The sequence below is a fragment of the Yimella radicis genome, from assembly GCF_054778255.1.
Genome location: NZ_BAAGZR010000004.1, coordinates 11676 through 31884, shown reverse-complemented (window position 1 = coordinate 31884; position 20209 = coordinate 11676). Strand labels below are relative to the sequence as shown.

At 66.5% G+C, this 20209-nt stretch carries 14 protein-coding genes; 9 read left to right on the top strand and 5 right to left on the bottom strand.

Annotated elements, in window-relative coordinates; translation table 11 throughout:
• The first annotated feature begins 37 nt into the window (after nucleotides 1-37).
• Entirely contained in the window at nucleotides 38-3130 is a 3093-nt protein-coding gene (locus ACYU8W_RS03510) for a M6 family metalloprotease domain-containing protein (RefSeq protein WP_499466695.1), read from the top strand.
• A gap of 189 nt (nucleotides 3131-3319) precedes the next feature.
• Here ACYU8W_RS03510 and ACYU8W_RS03505 read toward each other — a convergent pair whose 3' ends face one another.
• Nucleotides 3320-3466 (bottom strand): hypothetical protein, encoded by a 147-nt coding sequence (locus tag ACYU8W_RS03505; protein ID WP_168990275.1) that lies wholly within the window; start codon nucleotides 3464-3466, stop codon nucleotides 3320-3322.
• A gap of 60 nt (nucleotides 3467-3526) precedes the next feature.
• Here ACYU8W_RS03505 and ACYU8W_RS03500 point away from each other — a divergent pair, with 60 nt between their 5' ends.
• Nucleotides 3527-4138 (top strand): hypothetical protein, encoded by a 612-nt coding sequence (locus ACYU8W_RS03500; protein ID WP_129626557.1) that lies wholly within the window; start codon nucleotides 3527-3529, stop codon nucleotides 4136-4138.
• Between the two features lie 261 nt (nucleotides 4139-4399).
• Here the strand turns inward: ACYU8W_RS03500 and ACYU8W_RS03495 are convergent, their stop codons facing one another.
• On the bottom strand, nucleotides 4400-5146 hold the full coding sequence (locus ACYU8W_RS03495; RefSeq protein ID WP_499466692.1) for a GAP family protein: 747 nt from the start codon (nucleotides 5144-5146) through the stop codon (nucleotides 4400-4402).
• Nucleotides 5147-5282: 136 nt separating this feature from the next.
• Nucleotides 5283-6626, bottom strand: a complete 1344-nt coding sequence (gene gdhA, locus ACYU8W_RS03490; protein WP_499466690.1) for an NADP-specific glutamate dehydrogenase — start codon at nucleotides 6624-6626, stop codon at nucleotides 5283-5285.
• A 368-nt stretch (nucleotides 6627-6994) separates the two neighbouring features.
• Here gdhA and ACYU8W_RS03485 point away from each other — a divergent pair, with 368 nt between their 5' ends.
• Nucleotides 6995-7420, top strand: a complete 426-nt coding sequence (locus ACYU8W_RS03485; RefSeq protein ID WP_141927214.1) for an organic hydroperoxide resistance protein — start codon at nucleotides 6995-6997, stop codon at nucleotides 7418-7420.
• 235 nt (nucleotides 7421-7655) lie between these two features.
• Entirely contained in the window at nucleotides 7656-8552 is an 897-nt protein-coding gene (locus ACYU8W_RS03480) for an exodeoxyribonuclease III (protein ID WP_499466688.1), read from the top strand.
• Nucleotides 8553-8642: 90 nt separating this feature from the next.
• Here the strand turns inward: ACYU8W_RS03480 and ACYU8W_RS03475 are convergent, their stop codons facing one another.
• Nucleotides 8643-10061 (bottom strand): DEAD/DEAH box helicase, encoded by a 1419-nt coding sequence (locus ACYU8W_RS03475; protein WP_499466686.1) that lies wholly within the window; start codon nucleotides 10059-10061, stop codon nucleotides 8643-8645.
• 353 nt (nucleotides 10062-10414) lie between these two features.
• Here ACYU8W_RS03475 and ACYU8W_RS03470 point away from each other — a divergent pair, with 353 nt between their 5' ends.
• On the top strand, nucleotides 10415-12427 hold the full coding sequence (locus ACYU8W_RS03470) for a hypothetical protein (RefSeq protein WP_499466684.1): 2013 nt from the start codon (nucleotides 10415-10417) through the stop codon (nucleotides 12425-12427).
• On the opposite strand, the gene ACYU8W_RS03465 is transcribed toward ACYU8W_RS03470, so the two are convergent.
• Nucleotides 12412-13056, bottom strand: coding sequence for a TetR/AcrR family transcriptional regulator (locus ACYU8W_RS03465; protein WP_499466682.1), 645 nt, complete (start codon nucleotides 13054-13056; stop codon nucleotides 12412-12414). The two genes, ACYU8W_RS03470 and ACYU8W_RS03465, sit on opposite strands and share 16 nt — an antisense overlap.
• Nucleotides 13057-13169: 113 nt before the next feature.
• Here ACYU8W_RS03465 and ACYU8W_RS03460 point away from each other — a divergent pair, with 113 nt between their 5' ends.
• The 4 genes from ACYU8W_RS03460 (at nucleotide 13170) to ACYU8W_RS03445 (ending at nucleotide 20200) form a co-directional block, all read left to right on the top strand.
• Nucleotides 13170-14657: an aldehyde dehydrogenase family protein gene (locus tag ACYU8W_RS03460; RefSeq protein ID WP_499466680.1), complete on the top strand. Its 1488-nt coding sequence runs from the start codon at nucleotides 13170-13172 to the stop codon at nucleotides 14655-14657.
• Between the two features lie 342 nt (nucleotides 14658-14999).
• Complete coding sequence (betA, locus tag ACYU8W_RS03455) at nucleotides 15000-16742, top strand: choline dehydrogenase (RefSeq protein WP_499466678.1); 1743 nt, start codon at nucleotides 15000-15002, stop codon at nucleotides 16740-16742.
• The gene (gene betT / locus ACYU8W_RS03450; RefSeq protein WP_499466676.1) at nucleotides 16739-18748 is read left to right on the top strand and encodes a choline BCCT transporter BetT; all 2010 of its coding nucleotides are present in this window, start codon (nucleotides 16739-16741) and stop codon (nucleotides 18746-18748) included. Before betA ends, betT begins: the two co-directional genes overlap by 4 nt.
• 159 nt (nucleotides 18749-18907) lie before the next feature.
• Entirely contained in the window at nucleotides 18908-20200 is a 1293-nt protein-coding gene (locus tag ACYU8W_RS03445; RefSeq protein ID WP_499466674.1) for a NupC/NupG family nucleoside CNT transporter, read from the top strand.
• The last annotated feature ends 9 nt before the right edge of the window (nucleotides 20201-20209 follow it).

Genomic DNA, 20209 nt, shown 5'->3' with positions numbered 1-20209 from the left:
TGCGACGCTGGTAGTCACAGCGGTCACGGCCTTCGGGATGAGTGCAACGGCGGCGCCTGCGAGCCACGCAGATCCGAGCGAGCGCACGTCCCAGACGGTTGCTGCGCAGAAGCCCGCGTCGAAGGCGCCGCAGAAAAAGACAACGCGCGAGGTGCGCGGTGCGCCCGTCGACACCACGCCGAAGACGGTCACCCAGCCGGACGGCAGCAAGGTCACGATCCAGCGCAACGGCGACCGGCTGCGCAACTGGACCTCGACCATCAAGGGCAACGCCACGGTCGTCAAGGACCGGCAGGGCTACTGGCGGTACGCGTCCGGACTCGACAGCAAGGGCCAGCCCAAGGCCGGCTCGAAGAAGGCGGCCGCGTCCGCAGCGGCGCCGCAGGAGTCGGTCGGGTTGACCCCGACCCAGGACCTGCAGGAGGCGGCAACGGTTCAGCAGTCGCTGGGCTTCACCGGCACACAGCGCACGTTGGTGATCCTGGCCCAGTTCTCCGACCGGTCTTCGCTCGGTACGACTGCAGCACAGTGGAGTTCGAAGTTCTTCGGAAGCGCCGGCAGCGTTCGCTCGTTCTACAAGGGCGCCAGCTTCAACAAGCTCGACGTGGCGCCGGCTCAGGAGTCGAGCGGTGCGGCGAACGACGGAGTGGTCGGGTGGGTGACCCTGCCGATGAGCCACCCGGACAGCACCCGCACCAACGCCGGCGACCGGGAGGTCGCTGCAGCGGCGATCACGGCAGCTGACCCCTACATCGACTACGCGTCCTACGACACCAACGGCGACGGCGCGATCCAACCCAACGAACTGCACGTCACTGTGATTGCCGCCGGCTACGAAGGCTCGGTCGGCAACCCCTGTGGAGTGAGCGTCTGGGGTCATCAGTGGTCCGTTCCGGTGAGCATGACGCAGCCCGTCGACGGCACCTACGTCGGTACGAACGGCTACACCGAGTTCGGTGAGATGCACTGCGAGAAGGAGTACCCGGCGCAGTCGCGCATGGCGACCATAGGGATCATGGCGCACGAGTTCGGTCACGACCTCGGCTGGGTCGATCTCTACGACATCAGCCAGAAGAGCGAAGGCCTCGGCATCTGGAGCCTGATGGCGGGCGGCTCGTGGGGCACGAAGCCCGGGGGAATGCCGGGTGACACCCCGACCCTCCCGGACGCGTACAGCAAGTACCTGCAGGGATGGATCGCACCGACTGCAGTCAACTCACTGGCCAATGTTTCTGTGCCACAGGCGAGTACGAACCCGAGCGCGTTCCGGTTGCTCGCGGATCCGGACGGTCCCGGCGTCGGCTCGAAGGGTGAGTACTTCCTCGTCGAGAACCGGCAGCAGTCCGGTCTCGACGGCGGCCTGCCCGGCTGTGGCTTGCTGGTCTACCACGTGAAGGAGGCCTACCAGGACAACGTCCGAACCCCGTACGGCCAACTCATCGACATCGAGGAGGCGGACGGCGACGAGGACTACTTCTCCTCACCCGGTGATCCCTTCCACGGTCTCGCGGGCCGAACGAGCTTCAACGCAACCTCGGTGCCGAACTCCAAGGCCTACAACGGCCAGGACGCAGGAGTGCGGGTCACGACGACCAGCGGCTGCTCGACGTCCATGCCGGCCACGATGGCCGCGACCGGCACGGTCTCGATCACCCCGCCCGCGAACGACACTTTCGCGGCGGCGAAAGCACTCTCGCCGGCAACCGCGGGCACCTGGAAACAGGGCACGGTGGACGCGTCCATCCAGGCCGGTGAGCCTCGCCACGCGGACGCCGTCGGCGGAAACTCGGTGTGGTTCAACTGGACTGCCCCGTCGGCCGGCAAGCTGACCGTTGCCACGGCCAACACGACGTTCGACTCGACGCTGGCCGTCTACACGGGAGCTGCGGTGAACGCGCTGACCCGGATTGCTGCGAACGACGACGTGGACGCGGCCAACCATGTGCTCACCAGCAAGCTCAGCAACGTCCCGGTGACCGCCGGCACGACCTACCGGATCGCCGTGGACTCCTGGTACGGCGCGCCGGGTGCTTTGGATCTGCAATGGAGCTTCACGCCGGCGGCGACGTCGTCGTTCGTGTCGTTGGCTCCGTCGCGGACCCTGGACACGCGGTACGGCACGGGCGCGCCGAAGGCGGTTGTGCCGGCAAACGGGAAGGTCGATCTGCAGGTGACCGGTCGGGGTGGTGTGCCGGCGAATGCGTCGTCGGTGGTGTTGAACGTGACTGCTGTGAGTCCGAAGGCGAACGGGTGGGTGACGGTGTGGCCTGCCGGTGCGACCAAGCCGACCGCGTCGAACCTCAATTTTGTTACCGGACAGACCGTTCCGAACCTCGTCATCGCCAAGGTCGGCAACGGTGGCAAGGTGTCGCTCTCGACCTCGGCGGGCACCCACCTGCTGGCGGACGTGGCCGGGTATTACCCGACGGGCAGTGCGTACACAGGTGTGAATCCGACGCGCGTGATGGACACCAGGTATGGCACGGGCGCGCCGAAGGTTCGGATTCCAGCCGGTGGGTCGGTGACCATCGCGGTCGGCGGCACTTATGGTGTGTCGGCGACGGCGTCGGCGGCGATGTTGAATATCACGTCGGTGAACCCGTCTGCTGCCGGGACGGTGACTGCGTTCCCGGCGGGTGTGGCGACCCCGGCGGCGACGTCGATCAGTTTCCGCAAGGGGCAGACCACCGCCGGTCTGGGCATCGTGAAGCTGGGGACGGGTGGAAAGGTGACGCTGCGGTCGACCGCGAGTACCGATCTGGTGGTCGATCTGAACGGTTGGGTGCCGGTGGGTGCGGACACGGTTGCGTTCACGCCGACGAGGTTGCTCGGTTCCCGGGCCACCGCCGCCGGCACCGCGTTCCAGGTGAAGGTCGCCGGCGTTGCCGGTGTCCCGTCGAACGCGAAGGCGGTTCAGGTGACGGTGACATCGGTGAACCCGTCGCAGGCCGGTTACTTGACGGTGTGGCCTACTGGGGTTGCTCGTCCGACGGTGTCGAACCTGAACTACGTCCCGGGTGGGTCGATCTCGAACTCGGTGATCGTGAAGGTCGGTACCGGCGGGACGATCACCGTGTTCGCGTCCGGCAAGACTCCGGTCACGATCGACACGTCGGCGTACTTCAAGTGACCTGCCCGACAGTCCGGTATCACGCCTTGGTGCAGGTCGGCGGCGACTCCAGGATGCCTCTTCTAGCAGGCCGCGAAGCCGTTGCTGGAGAAGCTGCGCGCCCGGCGACCCAAGCCTTGAAACTCGCGTGACGTGTGGTCGTCTTCAACCCTCGAAGACGACCACACGTCACGCGGATTCGGGCGTGGATCAGTCGTCGGACTTCTTCTCCTTCGAGACCCCACCGCTCGCGACGTCATTGGTGTCGCCGCCGTCGTCCTGCTGCGCTCCCGGCCCACCGTCCTGCTGGTCGACCTCGGCCTTGTGCTCTTCCGGCTTCCCGTTCTGTTCGCTCATGCTTCGACGCTACGCGCCACCGCCCGCCCGGTGGCGACCTGCGAGGAGGAAGATGTCGGCATGCCCCGTTCCACGAAGATCGTCGACCGCTTCGAGGGGCGCATCCTCGGCGCCGGATCGACCAGCGGCGTCCGGGTGGTGGTCGGCGATTGGTCGCACTCACCGCTCGGTGCGTTCACCGATGTCATGGTGGCGGACGCGTCCGGTCGCCGCTTCCTGCTCGCACCGAATGAAGCCGTCGCTCAGTATGTTTCGCAGACCTACAACTTCGACGAGACCGTGCTGTGTGATGTCCACTTGACGCAGGGCTGGACGGTCGACGCCGGCCCGCTCCGGGCGTCCTTCGGCCTGGGAAAGCGCACCCCGACAGGCTGGCTTCTGCACGCCGTGCCGCAACGGATTGCCAGCAGCAGGCCGCTAGCTGTTCTCGCCGACCCGGTCGCCCGCATCGTCCACCCCGGCGTGCGCACCGTGGGTACCGCCGGCAACGGACGCCGGGAGTATTACGGGGCGCTCGACCAGCACGCAGTGATTCGCCTCACGGGCACCTGGCACGAGGAGGCGCTCGGAGCGCTCACTCGGGTCACGCCCAACCCGGCCTTCGGTTTCAGCTCCACGCCCCAACTCCCTGCCGTGACGCGGGTCGTGACCACGATCGTCCGCGAACGCTGATCCCGGGAGCGGTCGTCATCGACCGGTCGGTGTTGGAGTGGCGCCTCGACCCGACCAGCGGTTACTCGATGTCGGACGGACCGACCAAGGACGACGTCGTGGTGGTGGTGGTGCAATGAGGGCTACTCGTCCTCGCTTGCCGCCAGTGACCTGAAACGACTCGGATTCCGTTGGGCTGCAGACCTGGTCGGCGGCTTCCGTGGCTACGTCGAGGCCGGCCTGCCGATCGACGAAGAGCCCATCCGCGTCGTCGAGTAGTCCTCAGCCGATCAGATCCCATGCGAACCGCCAGTTGTTGCTGATCAGCCAGAGTCCGAGCAGCGCGAACACCCACGCCAACGATTCTTTGGAGTTGTTGCGCAGCCAGCGATCCACGCGCTCCAACGTCGGTTGGATGCGCTCGTGCATCGAGAGTCGGAGCGCGAGCAGCACCAACGCCGGCGCGACCATCACCACGCAGTAGGACGCCAGTACCCCCACCGCGCCGAGCGTCGGCAGATCGGCGGCGACCATCAGTCCGATCGCGGCCAGATAGGGCAGCATGCTTGCGGCCTCGATCAGCGCGGCGACGGTCGCGAAGGCCATGACGGACGCGGGGGACGCCGAACCGTCCGCGGTCGACGTCCTCCACTGTTCGATGCGTCCGGGTCCACGGGCCTGCCGACGGGCGGCTTCCCTGGCCCGCTTGCGCTTCTTGCCTGCCTCGGTCCACGGCTCGATGGTGAGTCCGAGCAGCAGCAACACCGCGCCCGCCACGAGAGCGACCCAGCGAGCGGGTTCGGATGTCGACAGCGAGGCGAACGCGTCGCGCAATGACTGTGCCCCGAAGTACAGGCCGAGACCAAGTACGAAGTAGAACACCGCAATGGTGCTCAGGTACAACAAGATTCGGCCCAGTCGCGGCTTCGAAGGATGGGTCATCACCCACACCGGGATCGCGAGTGTGCCGAAGCTGGTGCTGTCGATCAGCGCGAGCACCACCAGTGGGGCGAGCAGTCCGAGTTCCATGGTGCCAGCTTCGCCGAGACAGTTCGTGCAGTCATCGGCCGACCGAACCCCTACCTAAGTCGTACCCGTCCCTCTACGCCCGTAGTCAAGGAAACCGGCCGCTATGACGACCGCTCTCCGCCAACTTTTTGGCGGTTCAGATGACGCCGAGCGCCACCATCGCGTCGGCGACCTTCATGTAACCGGCCAGGTTCGCACCGGCGACGTAGTTGCCCTCGAGCCCGAACTCGTCCGCGGTCGTGACGCAGCGGGTGTGGATGTTGCGCATGATCTGCTCCAGGCGCGCCTCGGTGTCCTCGAAGCTCCACGAGTCACGGCTGGCGTTCTGCTGCATCTCCAACGCGCTGGTCGCGACACCGCCGGCGTTGGACGCCTTGCCCGGGCCGAACAGCACGGACGACTCCTGGAAAACCTTGACCGCGCCCGGGGTGCAGGGCATGTTCGCGCCTTCGGCCACTGCCTGAACCCCGTTGCTCACCAACGACTTCGCGTGCTCTTCGTTCAGCTCGTTCTGGGTGGCGCAGGGGAGCGCCACGTCACACTTCACATCCCAGATCGAGCCCTCGGTCGAGTGCGCGGCCGAGTCGGACGAGTACGCCGACAGGCGCTCACGGCGCACCTCCTTGAGGTCCTTCAGCTGGCCCAGGTCGAGACCGTTCTCGTCGACCAGGTAGCCGTTGGAGTCGGAGCAGGCGATGACCGTGGCGCCCAGCTGCTGCACCTTCTCGATCGCGTACAGCGCCACGTTGCCCGAGCCGGAGACCACGACGCGCTTGCCGTCGAATCTCTCGCCACGCGTCCCCAGCATTTCCTGGGTGAAGAAGACCGTGCCGTAACCGGTCGCCTCGGTACGCACCCGCGACCCGCCCCACGACAGGCCCTTGCCGGTGAGGACGCCGGACTCGTAACGGTTGGTGATCCGCTTGTACTGCCCGAACAAATAGCCGAGCTCGCGTCCGCCGACGCCGATGTCACCGGCCGGGACGTCGGTGTATTCGCCGATGTGCCGGTAGAGCTCGGTCATGAACGACTGACAGAAGCGCATGATCTCGCCGTCCGAACGACCCTTGGGGTCGAAGTCGGAGCCGCCTTTGCCGCCGCCGATCGGCATGCCGGTCAGGGAGTTCTTGAAAATCTGCTCGAACCCCAGGAACTTGATGATCGACAGGTTCACGCTCGGGTGGAAACGCAGGCCGCCCTTGTACGGGCCGAGCGCGGAGTTGAACTCGACGCGGAATCCGCGGCTGATCTCCACTTCACCGGAGTCGGTGACCCACGGGACGCGGAAGATGATTTGTCGTTCCGGTTCGCAGACGCGCTTGAGGATCGACCACTGCGCGTACTCCGGCCGCTTGCCGGCGATCGGGCCGAGGCTGTGCATCACCTCGTACACCGCCTGATGGAACTCCGTCTCGCCGGGATTGCGGGCGACGACGGTGTCGAAGTGCTCCTGCATGTTCGGGTGAAGTCCGGCGCTCATGCGTACAAGTGTGCCAAGTCGCCGGCAATCGTGCCGCGGCGTCCCAGCAGACGCCCCTGGACTGCTCGATGACCGGCGGATCGTACGGGCGCTCGCGTACCTATTGATCAGCGCCGAACCTACCGAGCACACCCAGTGGGCTCGGCGAGAAGTAGTGAGCTCACCTCGTCGTTCGCACCGAGCGTGGCGCCGGCGTACCCGTTCTTGATCGGCACCATGCTGATCGCGCACGACCCGTTGCGCTGAGCCAACGCGCTCCGGGCCTGGTCGGCGTTCCACGGTAGAACTCCCCGGGCTGACTCGCCACCCGCGCGCGTCGGAGGCTAGCGTCGGTGATGACCTGTACAGCAGCTGAGAGGACGTTCATCATGGAAACGCTCTACACCGCCGAGGCACTCGCAACCGGTGACGGCCGCAACGGCCACACCAAGACCGTCGACGGGTACGTCGACCTCGACCTCAAGGTGCCCGAGGGCATGGGCGGCCCCGGTGGCGGCGCCAACCCCGAGGACCTCTTCGCCGCCGGTTACGCCGCGTGCTTCCATGGCGCCCTGAAGAAGGCCGCGACGCTCAGCGACGACAAGCCCGACCTCACCGGCTCGACCGTCGGCGCGAAGGTCAGCATCGGCAAGGTGGACGGTGGCTTCGGGCTCGCCGTCGTGCTCGAGGTTGTCATCCCGAATATGGAGAAGGACGCCGCCCAGGCGCTCGCCGACAAGGCGCACCAGATCTGCCCGTACTCCAACGCGACCCGCGGCAACATCCCCGTCGAGGTCACCGTCTCCGACGACTGATCGAACCCCTCACGCCGTCACCGCTGGTTGAGCCGCACGGATGAGGAACGATTCCGTGCGCCTCGAAACCACGATGGTGGACGACGAGAACCCAGCCCGACGCGGCTGGGTTCTCGTGTTCACGCGCCTTGGTTTCGGCACGGGCCGCTGCTCCTTCGTCGCTGCGTCCGGGCTCAACCAGCGGGCATCCGGTCGAGTTCTTGCGTCTCCGAACGGACTCGTAGGCTGATCGACCGTGCGTATCGCCAGTTACAACGTCAACGGAATCCGAGCTGCCCAACGCCGCGGCTTCGAGCAATGGCTCGCCACGAGAAACCCGGATGTCGTTGCGCTGCAGGAGGTTCGGGCCCAGCACGCGGACATCCCGGACGGTGTCTACGCCGACTATCACGTCGCGTACGAAGAGGGCGGGATCAAGGGACGCAATGGCGTCGCCGTCCTCACCCGGCACGCGCCGTCCGCCGTCCGCACCTGGAGCGGCGACGTCCGACTGAACGGCGAACTCGTGCCGACCGAGCCGATGACGCTGGCCCGTGGCATGCGCGAGTTCGCGCACGAGGGGCGCTACGTCGAAGTCGACCTTGCGGACGCACCGCTGACCGTCGCCTCGCTGTACCTGCCCAAAGGCGGACTGCCCGTCCACCTGCAGAAGCCCGGCCGGATGCGCGAAGCACCGGACGGCGGCGTGAAGTACGAACGCAAGATGCGCTTCCTCGACTCCTTCGCCCGGCAGCTGTCCCGTTCCCGCAGAACGGCATCGGCGAACGGACGCGAGTTCCTGCTCATGGGTGACCTCAATATCGGGCACACCCGGTACGACCTGACCAACTGGCGCACCAGCAAGAACTCCGAGGGCTTCCTGCCCGAGGAACGCGAGTGGATCGGGTCGCAGATGTCGCCGCGCACCCTCGTGGACGTCGTCCGCACACTCCACCCCGAGACCGACGGTCCGTACTCCTGGTGGTCGTGGATGGGGCAGGCCTTCGACAAGAACGTCGGCTGGCGCATCGACTACCACCTGGCCACACCGAAACTGGCCCGGACGGCGTCCGCTGCGTGGGTGGATCGCGAGCCCTCCCGCGACGTGCGGATCAGCGATCACGCACCGGTCGTCGTGGACTACGACTTCTGAGCCTCGCGACAACGGGTTGCAATAACGGCCGGTTTCCTTCACTACGCCCGTAGTCAAGGAAACCGGCCGCTATGACGACCGCTTACGGTGTCAGCGTGAGGTGGCCGGGCTGCTTGCCCGACGCGGTCCGCGGTTACGTCGCGGCGCCGCACCTGCCCGCTCGCCGGTGGGCTTCGGCGAACGCTGAGACGAACCGTGCGACGAACCAGCAGACGAACCCTGCGAGGTGCCACGACCCTGGCCCGAACGACCCGCACCCTGGCCCGAACGACCCGCACCCTGGCCGCGTCCGGAACCCTGGCCGCGTCCGCCGCGCGAACCCTGCTTCTGCGGGGCCGGTGCGACCTGAACCTGATCGGACGGAGCGACGAACGAGCGCTCGCCCGGAGCCAGTTCGGTCAGCAGCGGGTGGGCCGGGTCGACCTTGGTTGTCGTCGGCTTGATGCCGGCCGCGCGGGTCAGATCGCGGACGTCCTTCTGCTGCTCGTCGAGCATCAGCGTCACAACGGTGCCGGCGGCGCCCGCACGAGCGGTGCGTCCCGAACGGTGCAGGTACGCCTTGTGCTCGGCCGGCGGGTCGGCGTGGATCACCAAGGAGACGTCGTCGACGTGAATGCCACGCGCGGCGATGTCGGTGGCGACCAGCGTCCGGACAGTGCCGCTGTGGAACGCGTCCATGTTGCGGACGCGGGCGTTCTGGCTGAGGTTGCCGTGCAGGTCGACTGCCGGAACTCCTTGTGCCGCAAGCTGCTTGGCCAACTTCTTGGCTCCGTGCTTGGTGCGGGTGAAGACGACGGTGCGGCCGGGGGCAGCAGCGAGGTCGACGAGCACCGGCAGGCGGTGGTCCTTGTGCAGGTGCAGGACGTGGTGGTCCATCGCGCTGACCGGCGACTGTGCGCTGTCGGCGTGGTGGGTGACCGGGTTGGTGAGGTAGCTCTTGACGAGCACGTCGACACCGCGGTCGAGGGTCGCGGAGAACAGCAGGCGCTGTCCGTCGCGCGGGGTCTTGTTCAGGATGCGCTTCACGCCGGGCAGGAAGCCCAGGTCGGCCATGTGGTCGGCCTCGTCGAGGATGGTGATCTCGACCGCACTCAGGTCGCAAAGTCCCTGGGAGACAAGGTCTTCCAGGCGGCCCGGGCAGGCGACGACGATGTCGACGCCCTTCGCGAGCGCAGCTGCCTGCGGGTTCTGGCCCACGCCACCGAAGACGGTCTGGCTACGTAGCCCGACCATGTCGGCGAGCGGCTTCAACGAGGCGTTGATCTGGTTCACCAGTTCACGCGTCGGCGCCAGGATCAGCGCACGCGGACGCTTGGGCTGACGGCGGCTGCTGGACGCCTGCAGTCGGGCGACCAGCGGCAGCAGGAACGCGTACGTCTTGCCGGAGCCGGTGCGGCCACGGCCAAGGACGTCACGACCCGCGAGTGAATCCGGCAGGGTCGCCGCCTGGATCGGGGTCGGGGTGGTGATTCCCTGCTCCGCGAGGACGCGGATCAAGGAAGCGGGCACGCCAAAAGGCGCAAAAGTATTGTCGGACAAAGAAACTCCGTAAGAAAGGCGGTGTCTCGCCGGGCTCGCCCCGCGCTCGGTTTCGGCTGCGGTAGCGGCATAAGTGAAGGCATCTAGCGCTTCTCGAACACCTGCGGCCCGAGGCAAGACTGTGCGGACCGCTGACTCCACCCTACGGGCAGACGCTCGAATCACCTATTCGACAGCACGTTCGGGCGATCCTTCCGCGGCCTCCGACAGATCACATGATCACGGGAACATGCGGCGGTTGCGGCCATTGAGCCCTACTCTTTCGTCGGGCGATGCAGTGTGGCGACGCCGATCGAAGTGAAAGTAGAACCACCATGCGTCCGATGATTCGGCTCCTTTGTCTTCTGGTCGTCATGCTGACCGCGGGCGTCAGTGCGCCATCGTCCCTGGCAGCTCAGCCGAGCGCGCTGCCACAGACGGCTTCCGCCGGCTCTGTCTCACCGGCCGGGCAGGGCTACGTGCCCATCAACCCGGCGCGGCTGCTCGACACCCGTAACGGTGGGACGGCTCCCGCTGCCGGGACGACGGTGACAACCCCGGTGCTGGGACGTTCGGGCATCCCGGCCAACGGGGTGAGCGCGGTTGTGGTGAACCTCACCGCCGTCGCTCCGGAGTCCGCCGGTTATGTCACCGCGTTCGCTTCCGGGACCGCCGCGCCCCGGGTGTCCAACCTCAACTTCCCTGCCTACGCGACGGTGGCGAACCAAGCCGTCGTCCAGGTAGGCGCAGATGGTCGGATCGCTCTTCGCACGTCGGCCACTTCCCACCTGTTGATCGATGTCGTCGGCTACTTCGCATCGACCTCCGGTTATCGACCGCTCGAACCGCGACGAGTGATGGACACGCGCCCGTCGACTCCGCTGAGCGCAGGCACCGCGCGGACGGTGTCGATCGGCGGCTTGCCCACGACCGGTGTCGCGGCCGTGGTGGTCAACGTGACGACCGTGGGCAGCAGATCAGCGGGGTACCTCACGGTCTACCCGGGCGGTACTGCGCGTCCGACGGTCTCCGCTGTCAACTACAACGCGGGATCGACGGTGGCCGGGCTGTCGATCACCAAGGGTGCAACAGTCGCGGTCTACAGTTCGGCCACCAGTCACCTGCTCGTCGATGTCGTGGGCTGGATCGCCGCCGGAGGCGACTATGCGCCTTTGGTGCCGACCCGCGTCCAGGACACCCGGACCACGAACCGGGTAGCTGCAGGCAAGCAGATCGATGTACCTCTGATCGGCGTCGCGGGAGTGCCGGTGGATCACGTGAGTGCCGTCGAGATCAACGTCACTGCCGTCAAGCCGGCCGCCGCGGGGTGGTTGATCGTCCACCCGACCGGACGTCGGCCCGGAAGCTCGACCCTGAACTTCGCCAAGGGCAGCAGCACGGCGAACTCGACGACCGCCAAGCTCGGCTTCCACGGGCAGATCAGCATCTATTCATCGACCACGACGGACGTCATCGTCGACGTCGTCGGCTACTTCCCCTCGCCGCGCCGGACACCCTCATGGAGTTCGAAGCAATCCCTGTCGCCCGAGAGCGGTACTGCGCCGACGAGCGGCACCCTGCATTGCCCGACGACGGACGGCTGTCTCGCGTTGGGTGTCGACCGAACGAGCACCTGGGTGCTGCCGACCGGGGAGTCGCCACGTCGTGCGGCCGACGAGCCCACGGCGGCCGACCCGGGCCCCGTTCTCACCGACTGTGTGTCGATCGATTGGTGTCTGCGGGTCTTCGACGGCGGCGAGACGTACGTCTTCGACGGTTCGTCCTGGCGCGAGGTCCTGCGGCCTTCTCCCGCCTCCTTCATGCTGAGGCAGTTCGGTCTGAGCTGCACGTCACGGACCGCATGCTTGTTGCTGACCTTCGACGGGACGTACCGATGGGACGGCAAGGTGTGGGCCCGAATCGCTGACACCATCAGCGGTCCGAATTCGTTCATCGACTGCGCCACTGCGACGTTCTGCGTCGCCACTCTCGTGGGTTCCGCGAGTGTGTGGAATGGTCGGACGTGGTCGGCGCCCGTCACCTTCGATTCGAACGATGCACACTCGGCCGGGATCCCGACTTGTCCGGTCGCGGGTTTCTGCATGGCCGGCGGCTCCTACGGCATGGGCTACCTCTACCGAAATGGTTCCTGGACCGCCGAGCGATTGTGGACGTTCACATCGAGCAGGCCTTGGATCAGCTGTGGGTCGTCGACCTTCTGCATGACGGGCGACAAGGTCTGGGACTCCGGCGTCTGGCGCACGACCGATCCGATCCCCGGTGGGAACGGGCCGCAGTGCGCCATCCGCGACTGGTGTGTCACGGGTACACCGGCCGAGTACTACGAGTACCGCTGATCAACTGCGCTCGACCGACGCAGACGATCATCCGCGACAGACGTTCTTGGGGTTCGACGTCTCCCTGCGAAAGCGGCGACCAGTGCTCGGGCGGTTGCTTCACCCTCGTCGATGGCCTGCTCGTACGGCTCGCGCAGCATGGTGGCCATCGTTCCGGTGTAGGCGATGAACAGTTGCGAGGCAAGGGAATTCGCGTCCTTACCGGCAACCGGCACGGAGTAATCGTGCAGTCGCGTACGCAGCAGGTGAGTCTCGTCGGCCAGCACTGCGGCGAGTTGCTCGCTCGGTGAGGGATGTGCGGCCGCGGTGCCGCTGAAGGCGCACCAGCGCTCGGCCAGGTGGTGGGCCTGATAGGTGCGCAGCGCCGGCCAGAGTGCGAGCAGTCGGTCGACGTCGGACTCGGCGGACGCGATCGCTTCGTCCCAGACTTGCGTCCAGATCGTCAGGCGACGACGCAGGGCGGAGGTGATCAAGCCCTCCTTGTTGCCGAAGTGCGAGTACAGGCTCGGCGGGGACGCTCCCGCGTGCTTGAGGATCACGTCCACCGGCGTCGAGACCGAGCCGTTCTCGAACAGCACGGCATCGGCGGCGTCCAGCAGCCGTTCGCGCACGGGTCGTTCCGATTTCACATTCTTACTATAACGTGCGTTATGTTGTAACGAGCGTTATCGAGCTGCCTGGCATCCCAGAGACGCCGGACGTGCTCACGCGGACTGTGAAGCGATCGTCTTGGAGGAGAACTGTGCCCAGCTTGTTCATCGATGGTGAGTGGGTCGACGCCGCATCTGGCGCAACCCGTGAGATCACCTGTCCTGCAGACGGATCCGCGGTGATCACTGTCGCCGAGGCCGGTCAGGACGACGCCCGTCGCGCCGTCGAAGCAGCTCGGCGAGCGTTCGACGAGGGTGCCTGGCGTGACACTCCCTCGCCCGAGCGGGCTGCTCTGCTGCACCGCCTGGCCGACCGGCTGGAGGCGGAGAAAGACGAGGTCGCCCGCCTCGAATCGCTCGACACGGGTAAGCGGTTCGTCGAGTCGCAGATCGACGTCGACGACATCGCCAACGTCTTCCGGCACTTCGCCTCGCTCGCTCAGGGTGAGGCCGGACGCATCGTCGACACCGGCATGCCGGACGTCTCCAGCCGGGTCGTCACCGAGCCCGTCGGCGTCTGCGTGCTGATCACGCCGTGGAACTACCCACTGCTGCAGACCGCGTGGAAGGTCGCCCCGGCGCTCGCAGCCGGCAACACCTTCGTGCTCAAGCCCGCCGAACTCACCCCGCAGACCGCCATGTGGCTGGTGCGCACCCTCGACGAACTCGGCCTGCCCAAGGGCGTTGCCAATTTGATCCTCGGCGCCGGAAAGGACGTGGGTCCGACGCTGACCGAGGCGCCCGAGGTCGACCTGGTCTCCTTCACCGGTGGTGTCGTGACCGGTCGCTCGATCATGGCGTCCGCCGCACCGACCGTGAAGCGCGTCGCGCTCGAGCTGGGCGGCAAGAACCCCAACGTGATCTTCGCGGACGCCGACCTGCCGGTCACGATCGACAACGCGCTCACCGCGATCTTCCTCGACTCCGGCCAGGTCTGTTCTGCCGGTGCACGGCTCATCGTCGAGGAGTCGATCCATGACGAGGTCGTCGATGAACTCGTCCGTCGTGCCGAGAAGATCCGCCTCGGCGGTCCGTTCGACGACAGGGCCGAGGCAGGACCGCTGATCAGCGAGGACCACTTGGCGAAGGTCGCCACGTACGTGGATGACGCCGTCGCCGAGGGTGCCGTGCTGCGGACCGGCGGAAAGCGTTGCGGAGACGGCGAACTCGCGAAGGGTTCGTACTATCCGCCGACGATCCTCGACGGCTGTGACACCTCGATGAAGTGCGTGCAGGAGGAGTCGTTCGGGCCGGTGTTGACCGTCGAGACCTTTTCCGGTGCGGGCGAGGACGCTGCCGAGGACGCTGCGGTGAAGCTCGCCAACGACACCATCTACGGACTCGCCGGAGCAGTGTGGAGCCAGAACGCCGGCCGCGCCGAGCGCGTCGCCAAGCGGCTGCGCCACGGCACCATCTGGATCAACGACTACCACCCGTACGTGCCGCAGGCCGAATGGGGCGGGATGAAACAGTCCGGTATCGGCCGCGAACTGGGTCACGCCGGGTTGCACGAGTACCAGGAGACCAAGCACATCTGGCACAACACTCGGCCCGCCCCGGCGGGATGGTTCGGCAACTGACTCTCGCCTTTTCGTTGGTTGAGCCCTACGGATGAGCTTGCGAATCCGAAGGTGCCGAAACCTCGTGCGTGGACGGAGTACTTCATCCGAGGCGCTTCGTGAATGCGAGAGGTTTCGGCGCGCGGTACTTCGTTCCTCAGTTCCGCGGCTCAACCAGCGGAAAGGGGTGTGGCTCGACCAGCGGGAACGTGAATGCGAGAGGTTTCGGCGCGCGGGACTTCGTTCCTCAGTCCCGCGGCTCAACCAGCGGAAAAGGGTGTGGCTCGACCAGCGGAAACGAACGGCTCGACCAGCGGGTCGCCGCGACTCCACTTCGACTGTGATTCAAGGAGATACGAAACGATGAAGAAGAAGTACGACTACGTGATCGTCGGCGGCGGGTCCGCCGGCTCGGCTCTTGCCAACCGGCTGTCGAGCGACAAGAACACCAGCGTCCTGGTGCTGGAAGCAGGCCGTGCCGACTTCCTGTTCGATCCGTTGATCCACATGCCAGCAGCGTTGATGTTCCCCTCCGGCAACCCGCTCTACGACTGGGCCTACGAGACCGAGCCCGAGCCGCACATGGGTGGACGACGCGTCCCGCATGCCCGCGGCAAGGTGCTCGGCGGGTCGAGCTCGATCAACGGCATGATCTTCCAGCGCGGCAACGCCGGTGACTACGACAAGTGGGCCACGTTCGAGGGCATGGAGCACTGGGACTACGCCCACTGCCTGCCCTATTTCAAGCGCATGGAGACCTGCATCGCCGGCGCGGACGACTGGCGCGGTGGCTCCGGTCCGCTGAAGCTCGAGCGTGGGCCGGCCAGCAGCCCGCTGTTCCAAGCATTCTTCGAGGCGACCCAGCAGGCCGGTTACCCGCGCACGGACGACGTCAACGGTTACCGCCAGGAGGGTTTCGCGCCCTTCGATCGCAACGTCTTCAAGGGCAGCCGGATGAGCGCGTCCCGCGCCTACCTGCGTCCGATCCGCAACCGCAAGAACCTCGACATCGCCACGCTCGCCACCGTGACCGGCCTGCAGTGGTCGGGCAACCGGGTGACCGGCGTCGACTTTGCGCGCGGCGGCAAGTTCAAGCACTCCGTCGAGGCGGGCGAGGTCATCCTGTGCGGTGGCGCGTTCAATTCTCCACAACTGTTGCAGCTCAGCGGAGTCGGTAACCCGGAGACCCTTCGTGCAGCCGGCGTCACGCCGCGCATCGACCTGCCCGGCGTCGGCGAGAACCTGCAGGACCACCTCGAGGTCTACCTGCAGCACTCCAGCCTGCAGCCGGTGTCGATCGCGCCCTGGCTGAAGAAGTGGAAGGCCCCGTACATCGGTGCCGAGTGGCTGTTCCTCAACCGCGGCGTCGGTGCGTCCAACCACTTCGAGGGCGGCGGATTCATCCGCACCAACGATGAGGTCGCCTACCCGAACCTGATGTTCCACTTCCTGCCGATCGCGGTCCGCTACGACGGCACCGCGCCGGAGGGCACGCACGGCTACCAGGTGCACGTCGGCCCGATGAACTCCGACGTGCGCGGCCACGTCCGCATCAAGAACGACGACCCGCTGGCCAAGCCCGGCATCCTGTTCAACTACCTGTCCACCGAGAACGACCGCCGCGAGTGGGTCGAGGTCATCCGGGCCGCGCGCCACATCTTGAAGCAGCCCGCGTTCGCGCCGTTCAACGGCGGCGAGATCTCGCCCGGACCGTCGGTCGAGACCGACCAGGAGATCATCGACTGGGTGGCCAAGGACGCCGAGACCGCGCTGCACCCGTCCTGCTCGGCCAAGATGGGTGTCGACGACATGGCGGTCGTCGACCCGTCGTCGATGAAGGTGCACGGCACCGAGGGTTTGCGGGTCGTGGACGCGTCGGTCTTCCCGACAATCACCAACGGCAACATCTACGCACCGGTGATGATGGTCGCGGAGAAGGCGGCCGACCTGATCGCCGGCAACACCCCGCTCGCGCCGGAGCACCCGCCGGTCTACCGGGCGAAGTCGGGCATGCCGATCTTCCCGGAGGGTGACCCGCGCAACCACTCGTGGAACGCTGCGGACAAGGTGCCGAGTGCCGCCGAGGCCATGGGTGAGATCCAGTGAGTTCTGTTGATACGCAAGAGATCACGCAGCCGCGCACCAAATGGCCGGTGCTGATCGTCTCGGGCGTCTTCACGTTCGCGGTCGCTGCCTGGGCGCTTTTTGCTCCCGACCACGCCGGACGGGTCCTGGGTGACACGGTGAGCTGGATCTCGAACTGGTTCGGCTGGTTCTACATTCTGCTGGCGACCGCGATCCTCGTCTTCGTCGTCTACCTCGGACTGCGGTACTCGAAGGTGCGACTTGGTGCGGACTCCGATCGTCCGGAGTTCTCCACATTCTCCTGGGCGTGCATGTTGTTCGCGGCCGGCATCGGCACGGACGTGATGTTCTTCGCCGTCGCCGAACCGGCAACGCAGTACCTCAACCCGCCGCAGGGCAAGGGTGAAACCCTCGACGCGGCAAGGGAATCCACCGTCTGGACGCTGTTCCACTACGGCATCACCGGGTGGGGAATGTACGCCCTCATGGGCATTGCGCTCGGCTACTTCGCACACCGCAAGGGTCTACCGCTCGCCGTTCGTTCGGCGCTGCATCCGCTGTTCGGCAAACGCATCAACGGACGCATCGGGGACGCCGTCGACATCGCGACCGTGCTCGGCACGATCTTCGGTGTCGCCACCTCGCTGGGCATCGGCGTCGTGATGCTCAATGTCGGCCTCGACGCGATGTTCGGCATCGACCAGGGGACGCCGGCACAGGTGGGGCTGGCGATACTCGCGGTCGTCGTCGCGACCATCTCTGCGACGTCCGGCGTCGACAAGGGCATCCGCATCCTGTCCCAGCTCAACGTCGTCCTCGCGATCGTCCTCGCCCTGTGGGTGCTGGTCACCGGGCAGACCGCGTTCCTGCTGCGGGCCGCGATGATGAACGTCGGCGACTTCGTCAACCTCTTCCCGGGCATGACGATGGACACCATGGCCTTCGACTACGACGCGGAATGGATGAACGGCTGGACGCTGTTCTTCTGGGCCTGGTGGATTGCCTGGGCGTCCTTCGTGGGCATGTTCCTCGCCCGCATCTCCAAGGGCCGCACGATCGGCCAGTTCGTGGTCGGCACGCTGACCATCCCGTTCATCTACATCGTGATGTGGGTGACCATCTTCGGAAACAGCGCCGTGAAGCGAATCATGGACGGGGACAAGGCTTTCGGTGAGACCGCGGTCAACACTCCGGAGACCGGGTTCTACGACATGCTGCAGCAGTACCCGGGCGCGATGGTCCTCGTCGCACTGGCCACGTTCGTGGGTCTGCTCTTCTACGTGACCAGCGCGGACTCGGGCGCTCTGGTGATGGCGAACCTCTCGTCCGACCTACCCGACTCCGACGTCGACGCCAAGCCGTGGCTGCGGGTCCTGTGGGCCGCCGCGACCGGTCTGCTCACGGTGGCCGTGTTGCTGGTCGGCGGCATCGGTGCGCTGCAGAGCGCCACGATCATCATGGGTCTGCCGTTCGCGATCGTCATGGTGCTGGTGATGATCGGCCTGCACCGCGCGCTCGAAGGCGAACGTCTGCACGCGGACGCACTACGCACCTCGGTGACCGCGTCCGTCGTCGGGCGGGAGGCAGCGGCGAGCCCGGGTTCGTGGAAGCGTCGCCTCGCACGTTCGCTCGGCACCGTCTCGCTGAAGCAGGCGACCCAACGATTCGACTCGACCGTCGTCCCTGCCCTGCGCGAGGTCGCGGGCGAGTTGGTCGAGCGCGGTGTGGACGCGTCCGTCGAGGACGTCGCAGGCTCGACCACGCAGGCGCCGCGGACGGCGGTGCTGACCGTCCGGGACGGTGAGGAGCAGTTCGCCTACACCGTGCAGGTGCGTCGGATGAAGGCCCCGAGCTACGGCTCGCGGATGATCGAGGCCGACGACCAGACCACGCTGCTGGAGGTCGTGCTCCCCAGCGGGGGTGCCTACGACGTGATCGCCTACTCGTTCGAGCAGATCTGTCACGACGTGTTGGACCACTACGAGTGGTGGGTCTCGACGCAGCAGGCGGTCTCCGACGCCACCTGATCCACCGAGTGGCCGGGCTATGAACTGGTGGACGGGTTATAGCCCGGCCGCTGGCTCACAGCCCGGCCACTCGGCGTTCGGGGCTGGTCGGTGCGGACTCACCAACTTCCTCGATTCGGATGAAAGGCTCGTGCCCAAACCTGCCGAGAGGAGTCGCACGTGGTCAACGTTCTCTGGGGGATCGGGGGCATGGTCGGCCTGCTGGCCATCGCGTATCTGCTCTCGATGGACCGCAAGGCGATCAAGGCGCGGACGGTCGCTGCCGCGCTTGCGCTGCAGGTGGGCTTCGGCGTGCTGGTGCTGTTCGTGCCGTGGGGACGCGACGCGCTGGCGAAGGCGTCCGAGGGCGTCCAGGCCGTCATCGACTCCTCGAAGGAAGGCATCAGCTTCCTGTTCGGGCCGTTGATCCCGAAGGAGGGGATGGTCTTCGCGTTGCAGGTGCTACCGGTGATCGTCTTCTTCGCCTCGCTGACGGCGATCCTGTTCCACCTGGGCATCCTGCAGAAGGTGGTCACCTGGCTCGGTGGGGCGCTCGCCAAGGTGCTCGGCACCCGTCACGAGGAGTCGGTCAACGCCGCCGCAAACATCTTCCTGGGCCAGACCGAGGCGCCGTTGGTGATCAAGCCGTACCTTTCGAGGATCTCCCGCTCCGGGCTGTTCGCGGTGATGGTCGGCGGGTTGTCGACCGTCGCAGGTTCGGTGCTGGTCGGTTACGCGCTGCTCGGCGCCAAACTCGACTACCTGATCGCTGCCAGCTTCATGGCTGCTCCGGGCGCGCTGCTGATGGCGAAGATCATCCTGCCGGAGGGTGCCGAGCCGGCCACCGTGCCGGCCACCGCGAAAGCTGGCGATGGGGTCGGCACGGTCGACCTCGACAAGGGTGAATCGCGCACGGTCGATACTGACCAGGACGACGACGATGAGGACGAGGTCAAGCACCGCAACGTGATCGACGCGGCCGCCGCGGGTGCGTCCGACGGCATGAAGCTCGCGTTGAACATCGGCGCGATGCTGCTGGCCTTCATCTCGCTGATCGCGCTGATCAACCTGCTGCTCGGCGTGGTCGGTGGGTGGTTCGGTGCTGACGACCTGAAGTTCGAGACGATCCTCGGCTATGTGATGGCGCCGATCATGACGCTCATCGGTGTGCCGTGGTCGGAGGCGACGGACGCGGGTTCGTACGTCGGTCAGAAGGTCGTGGTCAACGAGTTCGTGGCGTTCTCCAACTTCGCTCCCAACGTCGCCGACTTCTCCCAGCGCACCCAGGCGATCGTCACCTTCGCGCTCACCGGCTTCGCCAACCTGGGCTCGCTCGGCATCCTGCTCGGCGGCCTCGGTGGGATGGCTCCCAAGCGCCGCGGTGAGATCGCCGAACTCGGTCTGCGTGCCATCCTCGCGGCCACTTTGGCGAACCTGATGAGCGCAGCGATCGCGGGTATCCTGCTGGGTTGATCGGCACGT